The 15,341-nt window shown below is 58.0% G+C and carries 17 protein-coding genes and 1 other RNA gene; 11 read left to right on the top strand and 7 right to left on the bottom strand.

The features are described 5' to 3' along the window. Positions 1–34 precede the first annotated feature (34 nt). Together GA830_RS16495 and GA830_RS16490 are read left to right on the top strand one after the other, a co-directional pair. Positions 35–385 (top strand): MbcA/ParS/Xre antitoxin family protein, encoded by a 351-nt coding sequence (locus tag GA830_RS16495; RefSeq protein ID WP_195162862.1) that lies wholly within the window; start codon positions 35–37, stop codon positions 383–385. Between the two features lie 11 nt (positions 386–396). After that, positions 397–891: an RES family NAD+ phosphorylase gene (locus tag GA830_RS16490; RefSeq protein ID WP_195165011.1), complete on the top strand. Its 495-nt coding sequence runs from the start codon at positions 397–399 to the stop codon at positions 889–891. On the opposite strand, the gene GA830_RS16485 is transcribed toward GA830_RS16490, so the two are convergent. Both GA830_RS16485 and GA830_RS16480 read right to left on the bottom strand, forming a co-directional pair. After that, the gene (locus GA830_RS16485) at positions 860–1,084 is read right to left on the bottom strand and encodes a hypothetical protein (protein WP_195162861.1); all 225 of its coding nucleotides are present in this window, start codon (positions 1,082–1,084) and stop codon (positions 860–862) included. The genes GA830_RS16490 and GA830_RS16485 overlap by 32 nt on opposite strands. A gap of 136 nt (positions 1,085–1,220) precedes the next feature. Then, on the bottom strand, positions 1,221–1,709 hold the full coding sequence (locus tag GA830_RS16480; protein WP_258045485.1) for a thioesterase family protein: 489 nt from the start codon (positions 1,707–1,709) through the stop codon (positions 1,221–1,223). Positions 1,710–1,843: 134 nt separating this feature from the next. On the opposite strand from GA830_RS16480, the gene GA830_RS16475 reads away from it, so the two are divergent. The 3 genes from GA830_RS16475 to GA830_RS16465 are packed head-to-tail and all read left to right on the top strand — an operon-like array spanning position 1,844 to position 7,622. Continuing rightward, positions 1,844–3,265 (top strand): FAD-binding oxidoreductase, encoded by a 1,422-nt coding sequence (locus GA830_RS16475; protein ID WP_195162860.1) that lies wholly within the window; start codon positions 1,844–1,846, stop codon positions 3,263–3,265. Positions 3,266–3,287: 22 nt separating this feature from the next. Beyond that, positions 3,288–3,677: a barstar family protein gene (locus GA830_RS16470; RefSeq protein WP_195162859.1), complete on the top strand. Its 390-nt coding sequence runs from the start codon at positions 3,288–3,290 to the stop codon at positions 3,675–3,677. 60 nt (positions 3,678–3,737) lie between these two features. Next, positions 3,738–7,622 carry an AsmA family protein gene (locus GA830_RS16465; RefSeq protein WP_308460479.1) on the top strand — a complete coding sequence of 1,295 codons (3,885 nt, stop codon included), beginning with the start codon at positions 3,738–3,740 and terminating at the stop codon, positions 7,620–7,622. A gap of 9 nt (positions 7,623–7,631) precedes the next feature. Here the strand turns inward: GA830_RS16465 and GA830_RS16460 are convergent, their stop codons facing one another. From GA830_RS16460 to GA830_RS16445, 4 genes are all read right to left on the bottom strand, one after another. After that, the gene (locus tag GA830_RS16460; RefSeq protein ID WP_195162858.1) at positions 7,632–7,847 is read right to left on the bottom strand and encodes a ribbon-helix-helix domain-containing protein; all 216 of its coding nucleotides are present in this window, start codon (positions 7,845–7,847) and stop codon (positions 7,632–7,634) included. Then, positions 7,844–8,050: a DUF4169 family protein gene (locus tag GA830_RS16455; protein WP_195162857.1), complete on the bottom strand. Its 207-nt coding sequence runs from the start codon at positions 8,048–8,050 to the stop codon at positions 7,844–7,846. Before GA830_RS16455 ends, GA830_RS16460 begins: the two co-directional genes overlap by 4 nt. 2 nt (positions 8,051–8,052) lie before the next feature. Next, on the bottom strand, positions 8,053–8,601 hold the full coding sequence (locus tag GA830_RS16450; protein ID WP_195162856.1) for an SspB family protein: 549 nt from the start codon (positions 8,599–8,601) through the stop codon (positions 8,053–8,055). Positions 8,602–8,698: 97 nt separating this feature from the next. Continuing rightward, positions 8,699–9,385, bottom strand: a complete 687-nt coding sequence (locus GA830_RS16445; protein ID WP_195162855.1) for a TetR/AcrR family transcriptional regulator — start codon at positions 9,383–9,385, stop codon at positions 8,699–8,701. 152 nt (positions 9,386–9,537) lie between these two features. Between GA830_RS16445 and GA830_RS16440 the strand changes: the two genes are divergently transcribed. After that, entirely contained in the window at positions 9,538–10,740 is a 1,203-nt protein-coding gene (locus GA830_RS16440; protein ID WP_195162854.1) for a multidrug effflux MFS transporter, read from the top strand. An 80-nt stretch (positions 10,741–10,820) separates the two neighbouring features. Here the strand turns inward: GA830_RS16440 and ssrA are convergent. After that, positions 10,821–11,176: a transfer-messenger RNA gene (gene ssrA / locus GA830_RS16435) on the bottom strand. Positions 11,177–11,337: 161 nt separating this feature from the next. Here ssrA and GA830_RS16430 point away from each other — a divergent pair. The 5 genes from GA830_RS16430 to hflC all read left to right on the top strand — a co-directional run bounded on the left by GA830_RS16430 (position 11,338) and on the right by hflC (position 15,340). Further along, a complete protein-coding gene (locus GA830_RS16430; protein ID WP_195162853.1) occupies positions 11,338–11,646 on the top strand; it encodes a DUF2853 family protein in 309 nt (102 codons plus the stop codon). 189 nt (positions 11,647–11,835) lie between these two features. Next, complete coding sequence (locus tag GA830_RS16425; RefSeq protein ID WP_195162852.1) at positions 11,836–12,630, top strand: thymidylate synthase; 795 nt, start codon at positions 11,836–11,838, stop codon at positions 12,628–12,630. Further along, a complete protein-coding gene (locus GA830_RS16420) occupies positions 12,627–13,148 on the top strand; it encodes a dihydrofolate reductase (protein WP_195162851.1) in 522 nt (173 codons plus the stop codon). Before GA830_RS16425 ends, GA830_RS16420 begins: the two co-directional genes overlap by 4 nt. 150 nt (positions 13,149–13,298) lie before the next feature. Next, on the top strand, positions 13,299–14,426 hold the full coding sequence (hflK, locus tag GA830_RS16415) for an FtsH protease activity modulator HflK (protein ID WP_195162850.1): 1,128 nt from the start codon (positions 13,299–13,301) through the stop codon (positions 14,424–14,426). Next, positions 14,426–15,340, top strand: coding sequence for a protease modulator HflC (hflC, locus tag GA830_RS16410; RefSeq protein ID WP_195162849.1), 915 nt, complete (start codon positions 14,426–14,428; stop codon positions 15,338–15,340). Before hflK ends, hflC begins: the two co-directional genes overlap by 1 nt. Position 15,341 lies beyond the last annotated feature (1 nt).

Here is a 15,341-nt window from a genome sequence, read left to right as displayed (position 1 = left end):
ATTCTGTCAAACTATGCGTCTTCAGGAGAATGCAATGGCTCTCGTTGAATATTCCGACAAGGGGTTTTTTGCTCCGCGAAAGATCGCCGAAATGTTGCGTACCACCAGCGAGGAGGTGGCGCGCACCGTTGGACTTGGCAAGGACGCAGTTCAGCGGAAGGACCGGGTACAATCGGACAAGACACAGCGACGCCTGCGGGAAATGGTCGAGGTTCTCAACAAGGTCGAACCGCGCTTTGGATCCAATCTGATGGCCTATGCGTGGTATCGGTCTGAGCCGCTGGCCGGTTTTTCCGGCCAGACTGCAATGCAACTGGTGCGTAGTGGGCGTGGTGACGAGGTGCTCGACTATATCGATGCGGTGGACGCGGGTATCCACAGCTGACCGTGGCAGGCATTCGCTACAAGGGTTTTTTATATCGCGCGCTCAATCCGCTTTTTGCGTTTGAGCCATTATCGGGCAAAGGGGCGGCGCTGTATGGCGGGCGCTTCAATCCAAAGGGTATGCCAGCGCTTTATGGTACTTTGTCGGTGATGACGGCTTTGCGGGAAGCCAATCAGGTCGGAAGTCTGCAGCCAACGACATTGGTCAGCTATGATGCTGACATCCATGCTGTCTTCGACGCCCGCGATCAGCAGGCGTTGGCTGAACGCGCGATGGACATGATGGCGCTCTCCCGGGCAGACTGGCGCGACCAGATGCAAGCGCGCGGAGAGGCAGACACCCAAATGTTTGCGCGCCGGCTGATTGCGGAGAGATACACGGCAATGCTGGTTCCAAGCTTTGCCGTGGGAGCAGGCTCCGATGATCTCAACATGGTGCTCTGGACGTGGGGCCGGGCGGATGCCCGGCTCGCAGTCATTGACGATGAGCGCCGCCTCTCGCGTTGAGATCTTCTCGTTTGGCCCAGGCCTTGCCGATCACCGCTCGCCAGCGGATCAGATCAAAAGGGATTGGATCATTGTTGTTTGCAACATCAAGAATCTCATTGTTGAGGTTCTTGAGAGTTCTCCAGAAATCATAATCTGTAATGGTCTGGTCGAACGCCAGCTCTTCTGACGTTTGATGAATGTCTAGTCTCATTATTCTGGTCCGGTCGCTAGTTGATTCGGCCCACTCCATGCGGGCATCTTTTAAGGATGCCCTGGTTGTGATCAATGACACCTTGTGTCTCATGCACGGCCAAGGGCTGTTAAGGTTAACAGGGGGTTAACCGGCTTCAGGAGGACGGCTTGCGTTTTATGCCGATCGAACGTCCGGCCCGCTCAGGGGTTGGCAGGTTTGCGTGCGTCTGCGCCATCTGCGCGACTTTTTCGGCAACGTCGTTCGGGAAGGGCGCTACTTTTGGGCCTTCCATATCGATATGCAGCGTTAGCGATTCAGATGTTGCGGCGAGCCAGCCGTCAGAGTGGCGGATCTCCTGATAGGCATGCAAACGCTTCTCGTCGTGGTCTAGCAGCTGAAACGTCCCGGTCACTGTGTGGCCCAGATGAAGTTCGCGGACGTAGCAGACGTGGATCTCGGCGGTGTAGACCGTGAGCCTGCGGGACTTTACATAGTCCGGGCCCATGCCCATCAGTTCGAACGCCTCGTCGGAGCATCGGTCGAACAGCACGTTGTAATAGGCCATGTTGAGATGGCCGTTATAGTCGATCCAGTCCTTTTGGATATCCATCGGCCGGGAGACGAAGGGCGTGGTCGAAATCATGCGGGTTCCTTGGCGGCTGGGTTGGATCGGAATTCCTGTGCGCCACCACACTGGACAATGTGGATGGATCAAGCACATTACCGAAGCATAAAGTGACAAGCCGCCGCAAGGCTGGTCCATAGGCGGAGGAAAGTATGGCTCTGAGCGACCTGAAACCTGTTGAGCGCAACGAGAGCGGTATTGCCACAGTGCTCGGAGTTTTGAAGCAGCAGCTTGGCGAGCGGTTCCAGACAGGTCGGGCAATCCGCGACCAGCATGCCCATACCACAACCTATATTCCCACCCAGGCGCCGGATGGTGTCGCCTTTGTGCAGTCTAGTGAGGAAGTGCAGCAGGTCGTTCGCGCTTGCTCAGCACATCAGGTTCCGTTAGTGGCGTTCGGAACTGGAACGTCGCTCGAAGGGCATGTCAACGCGCCGGCTGGTGGGATTTCCATCGACATGATGGGCATGGACAAGGTTCTCGCCGTCAACCCGGAGGACCTCGATTGCACCATCGAGCCCGGTGTGACGCGCGAAGCGCTGAATACCCATCTGCGTGATACTGGCCTGTTTTTTCCCATCGACCCCGGAGCCAATGCGAGCCTCGGCGGTATGGCGGCGACGCGCGCTTCGGGCACCAATGCGGTGCGCTATGGCACCATGCGCGAAAATGTTCTCTCGCTTTCGGCCGTGATGGCGGATGGAAGGCTTATCCGCACGGCGCGGCGCGCCAAGAAAACTTCGGCAGGCTACGACCTGACCCGGTTGCTAGTCGGCTCCGAGGGGACCCTTGGCATCATCACCGGACTTACACTCAAGCTTTACGGCATACCCCAGGCAATCTCGGGTGGGGTATGCCCTTTTCCCAGTGTCGAGGCTGCCTGCAACGCTGTAATCGCGACCATCCAGATGGGCATTCCGGTGGCCAGGATCGAATTGGTCAATGCCTTGCAGATGCGCGCAATGAAAAATTACTCGAAGCTCGACTATCCCGAGACGCCCTGCCTGTTCGTAGAGTTCCACGGCACCGAAGCGGGCGTGAGGGAACAGGCCGAGAGTTTTGGCGAGATCGCTGCGGAGTTTGCGGGCGGACCATTCCAGTGGACCAGTGTTGCCGAAGAGCGGACGAAATTGTGGAAGGCGCGCCACGATGCCTATTGGGCGTCGCTGACCCTGCGGCCGGGCGCCAAGGGGCTTTCGACGGACGTATGCGTACCGATTTCCCGGCTGGCCGAATGCATTGCCGAAACCGAGGCGGATATTGCGGACATGGGACTGATTGCGCCGATTGTTGGCCATGTCGGCGACGGTAATTTCCATACACTGGTGCTGATTGATACCGACAGCAAGGATGAGATTGCGCGCGCCGAAGAATTTGTTGCGCGTCTTAATTTGCGGGCCATCGGCATGGATGGCACCTGCACCGGTGAACACGGTATCGGCCAGGGCAAGATTGCATTCCTTGACAGCGAACTCGGCGACAGCGTCGACTTCATGCGCACCATTAAGAAGGCGCTCGACCCGCTCAATATTCTGAATCCGGGCAAAATTTTGCCGAGCAGAGCCCTGTCGTGAGGCGCAGAGAAGTGCGGCTTTCGTGAAAACGCTGTTCCTCGATGGTGATAAGTTTAACGATATTGCCTCTTTTTACGATGAGGTAAATCGCGTTTTCATGTCCAATGAAGACTGGTTGATCAGTGTAAGCCTCGATGCGCTGAATGATCTGCTTTATAGCGGGCATGGAGCGATCACGAGTAAGGAGCGTATCAGGCTAGTATGGAGCAAATTTGAGAAGAGCAGAGCCGATCTCGGGCACGATGCCACACAGCGCTTCTACATTGAAAAACTGAAGCAACCCGAACGCTACGATCCCGATCGGATCAAGGGCGATCTCAGGGCATTGGAAGCCGGAACCGGCGCAATTTATTTTGACTTTGTTGTGGAGATCATCGGCGATCATGCAAATATCGAGATGGTCGCCGACTAGACGTGCCACTTTCTCGACATGCTGATCAGACTACATTAGTCATCCCTTGACCGTTGGGAACTGGAGAAGGCGCTGGCGCGGGTTTTCGTCATTGTCGGTGGACTGCTTGTTCTGGTGCTATCTGCAGCGCTGGTTGGGCCGCATTTTGTCGACTGGACCTCATATCGCGCTCAGTTCGAGCGTGAGTCGAGTGCGCTGCTGGGGCGGCGCGTTACGGTCGAGGGCGGCGTCACGGCGCGGCTTCTGCCGTTTCCCTCGCTGACCTTTTCCGATGTGGTGGTGGATGGCGCCAGCGAAAGCGAGCCCTCGGTTACAGCTGAAACATTTTCCATGGATGCCGAACTGGCACCCTTTCTACGCGGCGAGGTACTAATCTTTGATATGCGGCTGGTGCGGCCGCGGGTCGTGGTCAACATTGCTGAAGATGGAACGGTGGATTGGACGACTCGGCCGAGTTCACCGTTCAGCGCCTCCCAGATTTCGCTCGAAAAACTCACCATCACCGAAGGCGCGGTGGTGCTGACTGACGGTGCGAGCAAGCGGGTTTTCGAGCTGAACGATGTCAATGCGGTCGCCTCGGCGCGGTCATTCGCCGGGCCATGGCGGGCAGACGGAACGCTCAACGCCGACGGCATCCGGACAGCAGTTTCCATCGCCACCGGCAAGCCGGGAGACGACGGAAAATTGCGGCTCAAGCTCAAACTCGATCCGTTGTCGCTGCCGGTGTCGATAGAGGCGGACGGCGATCTGAGCCTCGATGAGAACCGCGGGATGGTCTATGGAGGTACGTTCAGGCTTGCCGCTGGAGACAATGGTGACACGCGCTTGCGCAGTAGTGACGGGGAAACGTTTCGCGTTGCCGAAGATGGTCGCACCAGGACCAACGTTGCCCCGAACCGGATGAGCGGGACATTCGCGATCGACCACACTCGGCTGGCGGTGGAAGAATTCCGTTTCGAAACAGGGCCGCTTGACGATCCGTACACCGCCGAGGGCAGGGCGTTCATCGATATTGGTGCCGAACCGCGCTTTTCCATCGAGGCCAATGGGGCGCAGGTGCGGTTTGCTGATGTGCAAGACCAGAACAACGGGCTGCGGCTCGGGGTTCGCATGGCCGCTCTCCAGGCTCTCTTGGCAAATGTTCCGAGACCGGCAATTCCGGGCACCGTTTCGGTGAACCTGCCAGCGTTGGTGGCGGGCGATACGACCATCCGCGACATCACCCTTTCTGCCGAGCCAACGCCGCAGGGTTGGAAGGTCGCCTCTATTGCCGCCACCCTGCCAGGGCGCACACGCCTGGAGGGCGAAGGGCTGCTTTCCACAGGCGATGCATTCGGCTTCACAGGTTCGCTGCTTCTGGCTGTGGCTCAACCGTCAGGCTTTGCGGCATGGCTCACGCCTGACGTCGACGAGGCCATTCGGCGGATGCCAGCGGCCGGATTTCGTGCACAGGTAGCGCTGACCCCGGAGCGGCAGCGCTTCAGCGATCTGGAGCTGGTTTTGGGGCAGGCCAAATTCCGGGGTGAAATTGACAGTCAACAGCCGCGTGACGCGCTACCGTTTCTGCGCGCCCGTCTTGAAGGGGGAGCACTTGACGTTGACGGATTGGCGGCGATGGCCGCGCTTTTCATCAGCGAAAAGGGGGCCAACCGGCTTGCTGGGCGCGATTTTGACCTTGATCTCAAGGCTGGCCCCATTTCAGCCTTCGGGCTCACAGCCGAGAGCATCGACACAGCATTGCGCATGCGGCAGGGGACCCTTGAAATCGATCGGTTATCGGTTGGGGGGCTGGAAGGAGCAACGCTAAACGTAACGGCTAGTGTCAAAGGCTTTCCGCAAAATCCGGAAGGCAACGCAGACGTTTCCGTTTTGGCCGCCGATCTGGCACCGCTCCTCGCCGTGGTTGCGGATCGTTATCCCGACAGTTTCGTTGCACCCGCGCTGGCGCAGCGCGCGGCGATGTATCCCGGGCTGTTTGAAGATACCCGGCTGAAAGTCGTTGCCAGTGTCGCATCCAACGGCGATGGCACTCATGGAGTGGCGCTCAGCGCCAGTGGCAACACAGGGGGCAGCGTGGTGACTTTGACCGCGTCCGGGAATGGACTGCCAAGCGCGCCCGGAAAGGCCAAAGTATCGCTTTCCTATTCGGCAACCAACAACAATGCCGAGGCTTTGCTCGCGCTTTACGGGATTCCGGCGCTGCCTCTGGGCATGATCGGCAGTGGCGAAATGACCGTGTCCGCGATGGGCACGCCGCGCGGCGGAATGGAGACTACCGCAACGCTGAACGGCGCGGATATGAAAGCTGACTTCTCCGGCACTGTTACGGCCAGCAACACGGCGGTGACAGCAACGGGTCCGGTAAACATCAAGGCGGCTGACATCGAGCCGTGGCTTATGACAGCTGGCGTTGGTCTGCCTGGAATGGGGATGGGTCTGCCGGTAGCGCTGTCTGCGACTGCGGATTTCGGGCGTGGCAGCCTGGTATTTTCAGACCTGACAGGAACCGTGGCCGGGATTGAGGCCAGCGGATCGATCACAACTGAGATCAAGCGCGACCTGCCGCATCTTACCGGAACTCTCAAGCTTGGAGCACTCGATTTCGGTGCGCCGGTGGCAATGGTGCTTGGGTCAGCATCGCTCGAAGGTGGCGACGTGTGGCCAAAAACCCCATTCCAGCAAAGGTCGTCGTTGCCTTTCACCGCAGAAATGGATCTTGAAGCGGCAAGCGTTCTGGCCGGGCCGTTCGGCGATGCTGCAAACGCGCATGGGAAGTTGCGCCTCGACCTTGAGGGGTTGCGAGTGTCCGAACTGTCCGCCGAATTTGCCGGTGGCGTGGTCGGCGGATTCGGCGAGTTGAAAAATACGAATGGAACCGGGCTGCTTTCGGCGCAGCTCAAGCTGGATGGTGTGGACGTCGGGCAATTGCTTCCGCAGACAGGGCTCGCGGCTCGCGCCACAATCACGTCTGTAGTTTCGGCAAGTGGCAAATCAGTGGAAGGCATGGTCGCTGCTCTCTCGGGCTCAGGAACGGTATCGACAGAAAGGCTAGTGATTGCCAGGGTGAACCCCGATGCCATAACCCCGCTTCTGGCCGCTGCCGATGCCGCAGGTCGCGAGATCGATGCCGATCGAACCGCAGATTTCGCGCCGGAGATCATTTTGTCGGGTGAGTTTGACACAGGTCGCGCAGACCTGGCGTTCACCATTGCAGGTGGTGTGTTGCGTGCGCCGCCGCTGGTGCTGCGAAGCCGGGATGCAACGCTAAACGCAAATTTGCGCGCAGATTTTAATCTCGGTGCGATCACAGCGGACGGGACGATTGCCTACGATCCGGGCGATGAGAAACTTGTTGGCTCCGATCCCGTTGTTCTGTTTGTTGTCGAAGGGCCGACCGCTGAACTAGAAAAACAGCTGAAAACAGATCCTTTGGCACAGTTTTTAACGCAACGTGCCCTTGAAAAAGAGCAGGCCCGCGTTGAGGCGATGCAGGCCATCCTCCTGGAAAAGCAGAGGCTGCGGCGCGAGGTACGCTATTTTGCTGCGCTGGAAGATGCACGCGAGCGTGCGATTGCTGAAGCCAACCGCAAAGCAGAGGAAGAGGCTCGCCGCCAGGCAGATGAAGAGGCTCGCTTCAAAGCCGAGGAGGCAGCAAAAAAAGCTGCCGAAGCCGAGGCGCTGCGCAAGGCAGCCGATGCGGCAATGGCCGCAAAGAAGGCTGCAGATGCCGAAACCGCCGCCAGGAAGGCCAGCGAAGCAGACGCCGCTAAAAAGGCAGCAGAGGCATTTAAACGTGATGAGGCCGAACGGGCGCAGCGGGAGGCCGAGCGCGTCGCTCCAACGCCGGCACCCGAACGCGCCATTCCCAAGCCTACTGATGGCGCCGCCGACAAGCCATCAACTCCGTTCCTGTTAGACAATATTCTAAGATCGCTGACCAAATAAGTTCGCGCGTCAGCGCTGTTTTGCCCACTCAAGAACAAAAAGCCGTAGCGATGACGAGAGGTTAGCCTCGCGCGGGCGCGCCGCGTCGACTTCTGCGATGAGTGCGGCAAGGGTCACGTGGCGCTTATCGGCAATGACGACAAGATCATCGTGGAACTGCTTTTCCAACGAAAAAGAGGTTCGATGGCCGCGGATCGAGACTGAGTGCTTGCGCACCAGGCTCATCGTCCGCCGCGCCCGCTATCGGCCTTGTTCCGCTCTATCCGATGGGAGTCGAGACGCGTGCGCGCGGCGTCAGCGGTCTGGGTATCGCGTTGTTTTTCTGCCTTGGTGCGGCCATGCAGCGCGCGGTTTTGTTCGGCCGCCTGATCCTTTGCGCCGCGCGCTTTTAGTTTGCGCAACTGACGAAGGTTGACGATTTCAGCCACTTCTATTTCTTGCGGAAAGCGTCGAGCGATACCACATCGGCACCCTTGGCGGGCGCTTCATCGCCGTCTTCGGGCTCGGGCGCGACCTTTTTTGCGTCGGATTTGCGTCGTTCCGGCTTGGTGCCGGCAGCTGATTTTGAAACGATTGCCGGCTTGGCCGGCGTATTCTCATCCACCACTGCAGCGGTTTCTTCCTGCCTGACCTGGAATTCCAGCTCAAAATTGGCGGACGGATCGTAGAAGCCAACGACAGCCGAGAAGGGGATTTCCAGCTTCTCGGGCACATCGGAAAATGAGAGGCCTATCTCGAACCCTGTTTCGGTGACCTTGAGGTCCCAATACTGGAATTGCACGACAATAGTCATCTGCTCGGGATATCGCTCGCGCAGGCGGCTCGACACACGCACACCCGGTGCGCCGGTCATGAATGTGATGAAGAAATGATGGTTGCCAGGTAGGCCAGTGCGAGCGACCTCCGCCAGCACCTTGCGCATGACGCCGCGCAAAGCTTCCTGGGCAAGGATATCGTAACGGATGTGGTCTTCAGCCATGGCTGGTGGCGGCCTCGTGAATCGAAGCCTTACGTGTAATCAAGCTTGCAGGCTGCGTAAACCGCCTAGTAGCGTGTTCCGGGTCTGGCGTGTCGTCTCAAACCGCGTTCTGGGTCGCCGCGGGTAGGGCGACTACCTCGCGTTTGCCGAAAGCCTGAAGAAACATGACGACAGCGCCTTCGGCAGCGTCTTTAAGCTGGTCATGAGAGAGTTGCTCTCCGAGTAGCATCGGCAATTGCAGATCGGCATGGATAAGCGCGAGAAATTGCCGGGCAGCTCGATCCGGATCGCTTATTTCCAGATGGCCTGAAAAGGCCAGCCGTGCAAAGCGAGCGGCGAGCGCTGACCAGATCCTGGCGGGGCCCTCTTGCTTCCAGTGTTCGAAAAGCTGGGGATGGCGTGCGCCCTCTGTCTGGATCAGTCGGCGCAGGAATTTCCCGTCACGGTCACATAGGCAGCTCTCGTTCAGGCGCATGGCAAAAGCAATCAGGTCAGCACGTAGGTCGACCGGATGGTCCGGGAATGTGCCTAAGACCGCAAAAGTTCGGGCATTGCAGCGTGATGTGATCTCGTTTACCACCGCTGCGAGCAGGTTTTCCTTGTCGCCGTGATGGTTGTATACGGTTTGGCGCGAAACACCCGCCTCGGCTGCTATCAGGTCGATGTTGGCGCCAGCAAACCCTTCCATGCAAAAGACATGGGCTGCAGCATCCAATATGCCTTCGCGCTTGCCTGAATGGGTGCGCTGGGTCTGGTCAAAACGAGGTCTTGAAATTTCTCTCATATAAAAAAGAAGATAGTGGCGCTTGACGAATTAGACAAGTCTGTCTAATTTTTTGGATGAGATGCCAAGGCGAGTCTTTTTTGGGAGGTGCGCTTGCCTCGGTAGTACACAGATAGGCGCCCGGCGTGGCGCACCATCCGAAAGATCAGATTATGACATCCCGCTACCTCCACCTGGCCCTTGTGCTCGGTCTGTTGTCGGCCATTGGCCCGTTTGCCATCGATATGTACCTGCCTGCACTGCCGACGATTGGTGCAGATCTCAATGCGGCGGAGTTTCCGGTGCAGATGAGCCTGTTGGTGTTTTTCCTATCTATGGGGCTTGGACAGATCGTCATCGGGCCGCTTTCCGATATGTTCGGGCGCAAGCCGCCTCTTTATTTCGGCCTTGCCGTGTTCGCGGTAGGCAGCGTGGGTGCAGCGCTTGCGCCCACTGTAGAGTGGCTGATCGCTTTCCGCTTCCTCCAAGGCATAGGGGCCTGCCCGGGCATGGTGGTGCCGCGAGCCATTGTGCGCGATCTGCATACTGGTAATGAGGCTGCGCGGTTGATGTCGATGTTGATGCTGGTATTTTCGATCTCTCCGATCCTTGCGCCGCTTACCGGGAGCGTCATTATCGACGCCTATGGCTGGCGCGCGGTGTTCTGGGTGGTAACTATTGCAGCGGCGATTGCCGCTGTGCTTCTGGCCACTTCGTTGAAGGAAACCCGGCCTGTAGCGCTGCGCGTCAACAGTTCGCTTGGAGCGACGATGGCCGGCTATCGCTTTTTGTTGAAGGATAAGAACTTTCTCGGGCTGGTGCTGATTGGCGGGTTCGGTATTTCGAGCTTCTTCGTCTATCTGTCGAATTCCTCTTTCATCCTGATCGACCATTATGGCGTGACGCCATCAGTCTACAGCCTGTATTTCTCCGTGAATGCGGTGGCGTTTTTCGCTATGTCGCAGATGACTGGGATGCTGGCTGACCGTTTCGGGCTGCGCCGCGTGGTGCGATCGGCGGTGACGGGTTATGCGACCATCATGATAATCCTTCTCGCAGTCATGGTCTCCGGGTTCCAGTCGCTGACCGTGCTGGCCGTCCTGCTTTTCTTCGGCTACGGTTTTCTTGGCCTAGTCATTCCCACCACGTCCGTTCTGGCGATGGAAGATCACGGCGAAATCGCCGGCACGGCATCTGCCTTGATGGGCACGTTGCATTTTGCCGCCGGCATTGCCGCGATGACCATTTCGGGCCTCTTTTTCACGGGAAAGCCACTGCCCATGGTGATCGCAATCGCTACATGTGCAGTCATTGCATTCGCTTTGACACAACTGACGCTCGGGAGATCGCGGGACGTGGCCGAAGCTGCAGAGTAGATTTTTCCACAAAGTCTTCAGAGAAGGCCTTTCGCGAAAACGCGGGAGGCCTTTTTTTGTGTGCGGAGAGATACAAGAGAAGTGGAGGCTTCTGTTGCCAGGTGCCTCCGAACCCCGCCTAGAAGTGCGAACCACTAGGGCTTGAATTGAAGCTATCGCACCGCATTAAGCGGCGAGACGTGCTTCCGCATAGTTGTCATTTGCAACTACAAGTTTAGCCCGATAACGGTGGTACAATGCCGAGCAAAAGTCCGATCTTTACACCCTCGTCGATCCTATTTCGCCCCCAGCAACAACGGTCCGGTCAGGACCGATCTTGGTGGAGGCGCCGGGTACCGCCCCCGGGTCCGAAAAGCTTATTACATCGGCAGTTTATCGCCATAGTCAGCAAGCTGACGAACCGAATATAGGGATGGAATGCGGAAATTGGAAGGGCGAATTGTTAACCGAGCAGGATGCCTGCGGTTGTAGCCGGGCTTGACTTAGAGACACTCAGCCTTGAAGTTCCCGCTGGTGAGGAGCCCCGGAGAATCATTGAGGCTTCTCAAGGCGCTGCGGTGTCACCGCTTTTTACATATATTTTTCGAGGGGAATACCATGGCCGACTATTTTGCAGACGTGAAGAAATACGATTCCGGTGCCGACGCCGATGTGGTCGCCAAAATCGTCAAGCATCTTGGCATTGCGCTACGAAACCGCGACTCTTCGCTGGTGTCGTGCAGCGATCCTAAGGAATTGGCGCGCGTACGCGATAGCTGGGCTGGCAAGAAGCTCGGAGTAGATGCCGGCAAAGCCGATCCGGTGATCGAAAGGGTCTGCAAGGAAATGTCGGGAGACAACACCAAGAGCCGGGTGACTTTCTATTATCTTGTGGCAAAACATCTCGGCTTGCTCGGCTCGCTTTAAGCCGCTCGTCATAACCCGGCGGTGCGTTTTTGAGTGAACGCCCGCTGGCACGGCGGTTATGAATTTAGCAGTCGTGTTGCACTGCAGGCGCCTTGAACTTTCCCAAAAGCTGGGAAGAGTGGTTGCCGTCTCTGGCTCTGCCGGAAGCACTCTTCTAAGGTCAGCGCTGAACGAATCGGCCCGGAGCCCATGCGCCAGTATCTTGATCTTCTTTCCCATGTTCTCGAATACGGCACCGACCGGGGCGACCGCACCGGAACCGGCACGCGTTCTGTTTTCGGGTACCAAATGCGATTTAACCTGTCTGACGGTTTTCCCGTCACTACCACAAAGAAGCTGCACCTGAAGTCGATTGTCCATGAATTGCTGTGGTTCCTGGCCGGCGACACAAACATCAAGTATTTGAAAGACCATGGCGTCTCGATCTGGGATGAATGGGCTGACGAGAACGGCGATCTTGGTCCGGTCTATGGCAAACAGTGGCGCTCTTGGCCGTCGCGTGATGGCGGCGAGATCGACCAGATTTCCAATCTTTTGAATCAGTTGCACAAGAATCCTCTCTCTCGCCGATTGATCGTTTCAGCCTGGAATCCGGCGGAGGTGGAGGCCATGGCGCTGCCACCCTGTCACTGTCTGTTCCAGTTTTACGTCGCCGATGGTCGCCTCTCGTGCCAGCTCTATCAGCGCTCCGCTGACATTTTCTTGGGTGTGCCGTTCAACATCGCCTCCTATGCGCTTCTGACGATGATGGTGGCGCAGGTGACAGGGCTAGAGCCAGGAGATTTCGTGCATACGCTGGGGGATGCGCATCTCTATTCAAACCATTTCGAGCAGGCGCGTGAACAGCTGTCGCGCACGCCAAAGGCGCTCCCGACGCTTTGGATCAACCCGGATGTCGAGGATCTGTTTGCATTTAGGTTCGACGATTTCCGGATGGAGAACTATGTCGCCGACGCGACCATCCGGGCTCCGATCGCGGTATGAAAATCGCGATCTATGTGGCGATTGCCGAGGATGGCGTGATCGGCAAGGATGGCGGGATGCCTTGGCGGCTGTCTAGCGATCTCAAACGCTTCAAGGCCGATACGATGGGCAAGTCGATTGTCATGGGCCGCAAGACCTGGGAAAGCTTCCCTAAAAGGCCGCTGCCTGGGCGCACCAACATTGTCATCACCCGCAACCGTGATTTCTCGGAAGATGGCGCGGAAATCGTCGGTTCCCTTGATGATGCACTCACCCTGGCTCGAGCCCGCGGGCGCTGTATGCCTAGCGCCGATGAAATCTGCATCATCGGTGGGGGCGAGATCTACCGGCAGGCACTCCCGCTCGCAGACGTACTTCATGTCACGCACGTTGTAGCCGATGTCGACGGCGATACGCGGTTCCCACCCATTGACCCTGATATCTGGACGGTTGTGAGCTCTCAGTCGTATCCTGCTACTGAAAAAGATACGCATGAGACGCATTACACAATCTACGCGCGTAAAGATTGCGTGCACTAAACTTGGGCATATTGTCGCCTGTTCCGCAGGGAAACCGGTCAAATCTGCCTACGATGCGTTGAAAGCAGTGTGCGCCGCTCTTATAGAGGTAGCATCAGAAGCGCTTGTCGAGGCATATGCTCGGCGTGTGCGTGAGACGAAAGGAATTTTATGCCCTGGAATAATCAGAGCGGTGGCGGTGGCGGTGGTGGCCCATGGGGCGCCGGCGGCGGCGGCAATGGCGGCGGACCCTGGGGGCAGGGGCCACGGGGTCCGGGAGGTCCACAAGGATCACCGCCCGATCTTGAAGATCTCATCCGCCGCGGCCAGGACCGGCTGAAGCGCGCGCTTCCCGGTGGCGGGGGCGGTGGGGTCAACCCGGCGATGCTGGCGCTTATCGGCGTTGTGCTTGCGGTATTTTGGGTTTTCCAGGCCGTCTATACGGTTCAGCCAGATGAGCTTGCGGTTGAGTTGCGCTTCGGTAAGCCGAAGGAAGAGCTTTCGCAGCCGGGGCTGCATTTCCACTTCTGGCCGATCGAGACTGTCGAAAAGGCAAATACCGCAGAAAAGCTGGTCAATATCGGCGGTGGCACACGCGACGCCAATTCAAGCGGGCTGATGCTCTCGGGTGACCAGAACATCGTCAACGTGCAGTTTTCGGTGGCTTACCAAGTCAGCGACCCGCAGGCTTACCTCTTCAACGTTGCCGGTGCCGACGACATGCTGCGGCAGGTCGCCGAAAGCGCGATGCGTGAAGCTGTCGGCAAACGCCCGGCACAGGATATTTTCCGTGATGACCGTCAGGGCATTGCCGACGCCGTACGTGGTATCATCCAGAACTCGCTTGATGAGTATGGATCGGGCCTTTCGGTGAACGCGATTTCCATCGAGGATGCTTCGCCGCCGCGCGAAGTGGCGGATGCGTTTTCTGAAGTGCAACGCGCTGAGCAGGACGAAGACAAATTCGTAGAGGACGCCAACCGCTATTCCAACAAGCAGCTTGGCCAGGCGCGCGGTAACGCCGCGCAGATCCGCGAAGAAGCGGCTGCCTACAAGAGCCGGGTGGTTCAGGAAGCAGAAGGTGAGGCACAGCGTTTCATCTCGGTCTATGACGAATACGCCAAGGCTCCGGATGTGACCCGGAACCGACTTTTCATCGAAACGATGGAAAAGGTGCTCAAGGGTTCCAACAAGGTGATCATGGAGCAGGGCAGCGGCCAGGGTGTCGTGCCATACCTGCCGCTGAATGAATTGCAGAAGCGTGCGCCCGCCGCCGCCCCAAGCGGAGGAACAAATTAATGGCAAACCGCCTTCCCATCTTCGCGGTCATAGCGGCCGTAATCCTGATGCTGCTTTATTCGGCTATCTTTGTGGTCAACGCGAAGCAGCAGGCCATTGTCCTGCGCTTCGGTGAGATCGTCGACGTGAAGACCGAGCCTGGCATCTATTTCAAGGCACCGTTCGGCTTTCTGGATGCCGACAATGTGCAAATGATTGACAAGCGTGTCCTGCGTTTCGACCTTGACGATATCCGCGTGCAGGTCTCGGGCGGCAAGTTCTATGATGTGGATGCATTTATGGCGTACCGCATTTCCGATGCTCGCCGTTTCCGTCAGGCCGTCTCGGGCGATATCAGCCTTGCCGAGGCGCGGCTCCGTACCCGTTTTGATGCAGCGCTGCGCCGTGTCTACGGTCTGCGTGGTTTTGAATCGGCACTGTCAGAAGAGCGTGCGTCGATGATGCGCGAGGTGCGTGACCAGTTGCGCCCGGATGCAACCTCGCTCGGTCTCGAGATAGAGGATGTGCGTATTCGCCGTACCGACCTGACGCAGGATGTTTCACAGCAAACGTTCGAGCGTATGAGTGCGGAGCGTCTTGCCGAGGCCGAGAGGCTACGCGCCCGCGGTCGTGAAGCAGCACAGCGTATCCAGGCACGTGCTGACCGCGAAGTCGTGGAAACTGTTGCCGAAGCACGCAAGGAATCCGAAATCCTTCGCGGTGAGGGTGAAGCCGAGCGCAACGCCGCGTTCGCCAATGCTTTCCAGCGCGACCCGGAATTCTTTGAGTTCTATCGCTCGATGAACGCCTATACCGAGGCATTGCAGGACACGGGCACGACGATGGTTCTGTCGCCGGATTCGGAGTTCTTCCGGTTCTTCCGGAGCGCCAAAGGCGGTGCTGCTCCGACACCAACTCCGGCTACCGCGCAATAGT

Source organism: Mesorhizobium sp. NBSH29 (genome assembly GCF_015500055.1).
Taxonomy (GTDB): Bacteria; Pseudomonadota; Alphaproteobacteria; order Rhizobiales; family Rhizobiaceae; genus Neomesorhizobium.
Note: the sequence above shows the minus strand (reverse complement) of the source record. Positions and strands in the feature narration are given on the sequence as shown.

What these genes read in the sequence shown, in the direction of transcription:
- GA830_RS16495 (WP_195162862.1), top strand. Translation starts at nt 35, where the DNA reads ATGGCTCTCGTTGAATATTCCGACAAGGGGTTTTTTGCTCCGCGAAAG.
- GA830_RS16485 (WP_195162861.1), bottom strand. Translation starts at nt 1,084, where the DNA reads ATGAGACTAGACATTCATCAAACGTCAGAAGAGCTGGCGTTCGACCAG.
- GA830_RS16480 (WP_258045485.1), bottom strand. Translation starts at nt 1,709, where the DNA reads ATGATTTCGACCACGCCCTTCGTCTCCCGGCCGATGGATATCCAAAAG.
- GA830_RS16475 (WP_195162860.1), top strand. Translation starts at nt 1,844, where the DNA reads ATGGCTCTGAGCGACCTGAAACCTGTTGAGCGCAACGAGAGCGGTATT.
- GA830_RS16460 (WP_195162858.1), bottom strand. Translation starts at nt 7,847, where the DNA reads ATGAGCCTGGTGCGCAAGCACTCAGTCTCGATCCGCGGCCATCGAACC.
- GA830_RS16450 (WP_195162856.1), bottom strand. Translation starts at nt 8,601, where the DNA reads ATGGCTGAAGACCACATCCGTTACGATATCCTTGCCCAGGAAGCTTTG.
- GA830_RS16445 (WP_195162855.1), bottom strand. Translation starts at nt 9,385, where the DNA reads ATGAGAGAAATTTCAAGACCTCGTTTTGACCAGACCCAGCGCACCCAT.
- GA830_RS16440 (WP_195162854.1), top strand. Translation starts at nt 9,538, where the DNA reads ATGACATCCCGCTACCTCCACCTGGCCCTTGTGCTCGGTCTGTTGTCG.
- GA830_RS16430 (WP_195162853.1), top strand. Translation starts at nt 11,338, where the DNA reads ATGGCCGACTATTTTGCAGACGTGAAGAAATACGATTCCGGTGCCGAC.
- GA830_RS16425 (WP_195162852.1), top strand. Translation starts at nt 11,836, where the DNA reads ATGCGCCAGTATCTTGATCTTCTTTCCCATGTTCTCGAATACGGCACC.
- GA830_RS16420 (WP_195162851.1), top strand. Translation starts at nt 12,627, where the DNA reads ATGAAAATCGCGATCTATGTGGCGATTGCCGAGGATGGCGTGATCGGC.
- hflK (WP_195162850.1), top strand. Translation starts at nt 13,299, where the DNA reads ATGCCCTGGAATAATCAGAGCGGTGGCGGTGGCGGTGGTGGCCCATGG.
- hflC (WP_195162849.1), top strand. Translation starts at nt 14,426, where the DNA reads ATGGCAAACCGCCTTCCCATCTTCGCGGTCATAGCGGCCGTAATCCTG.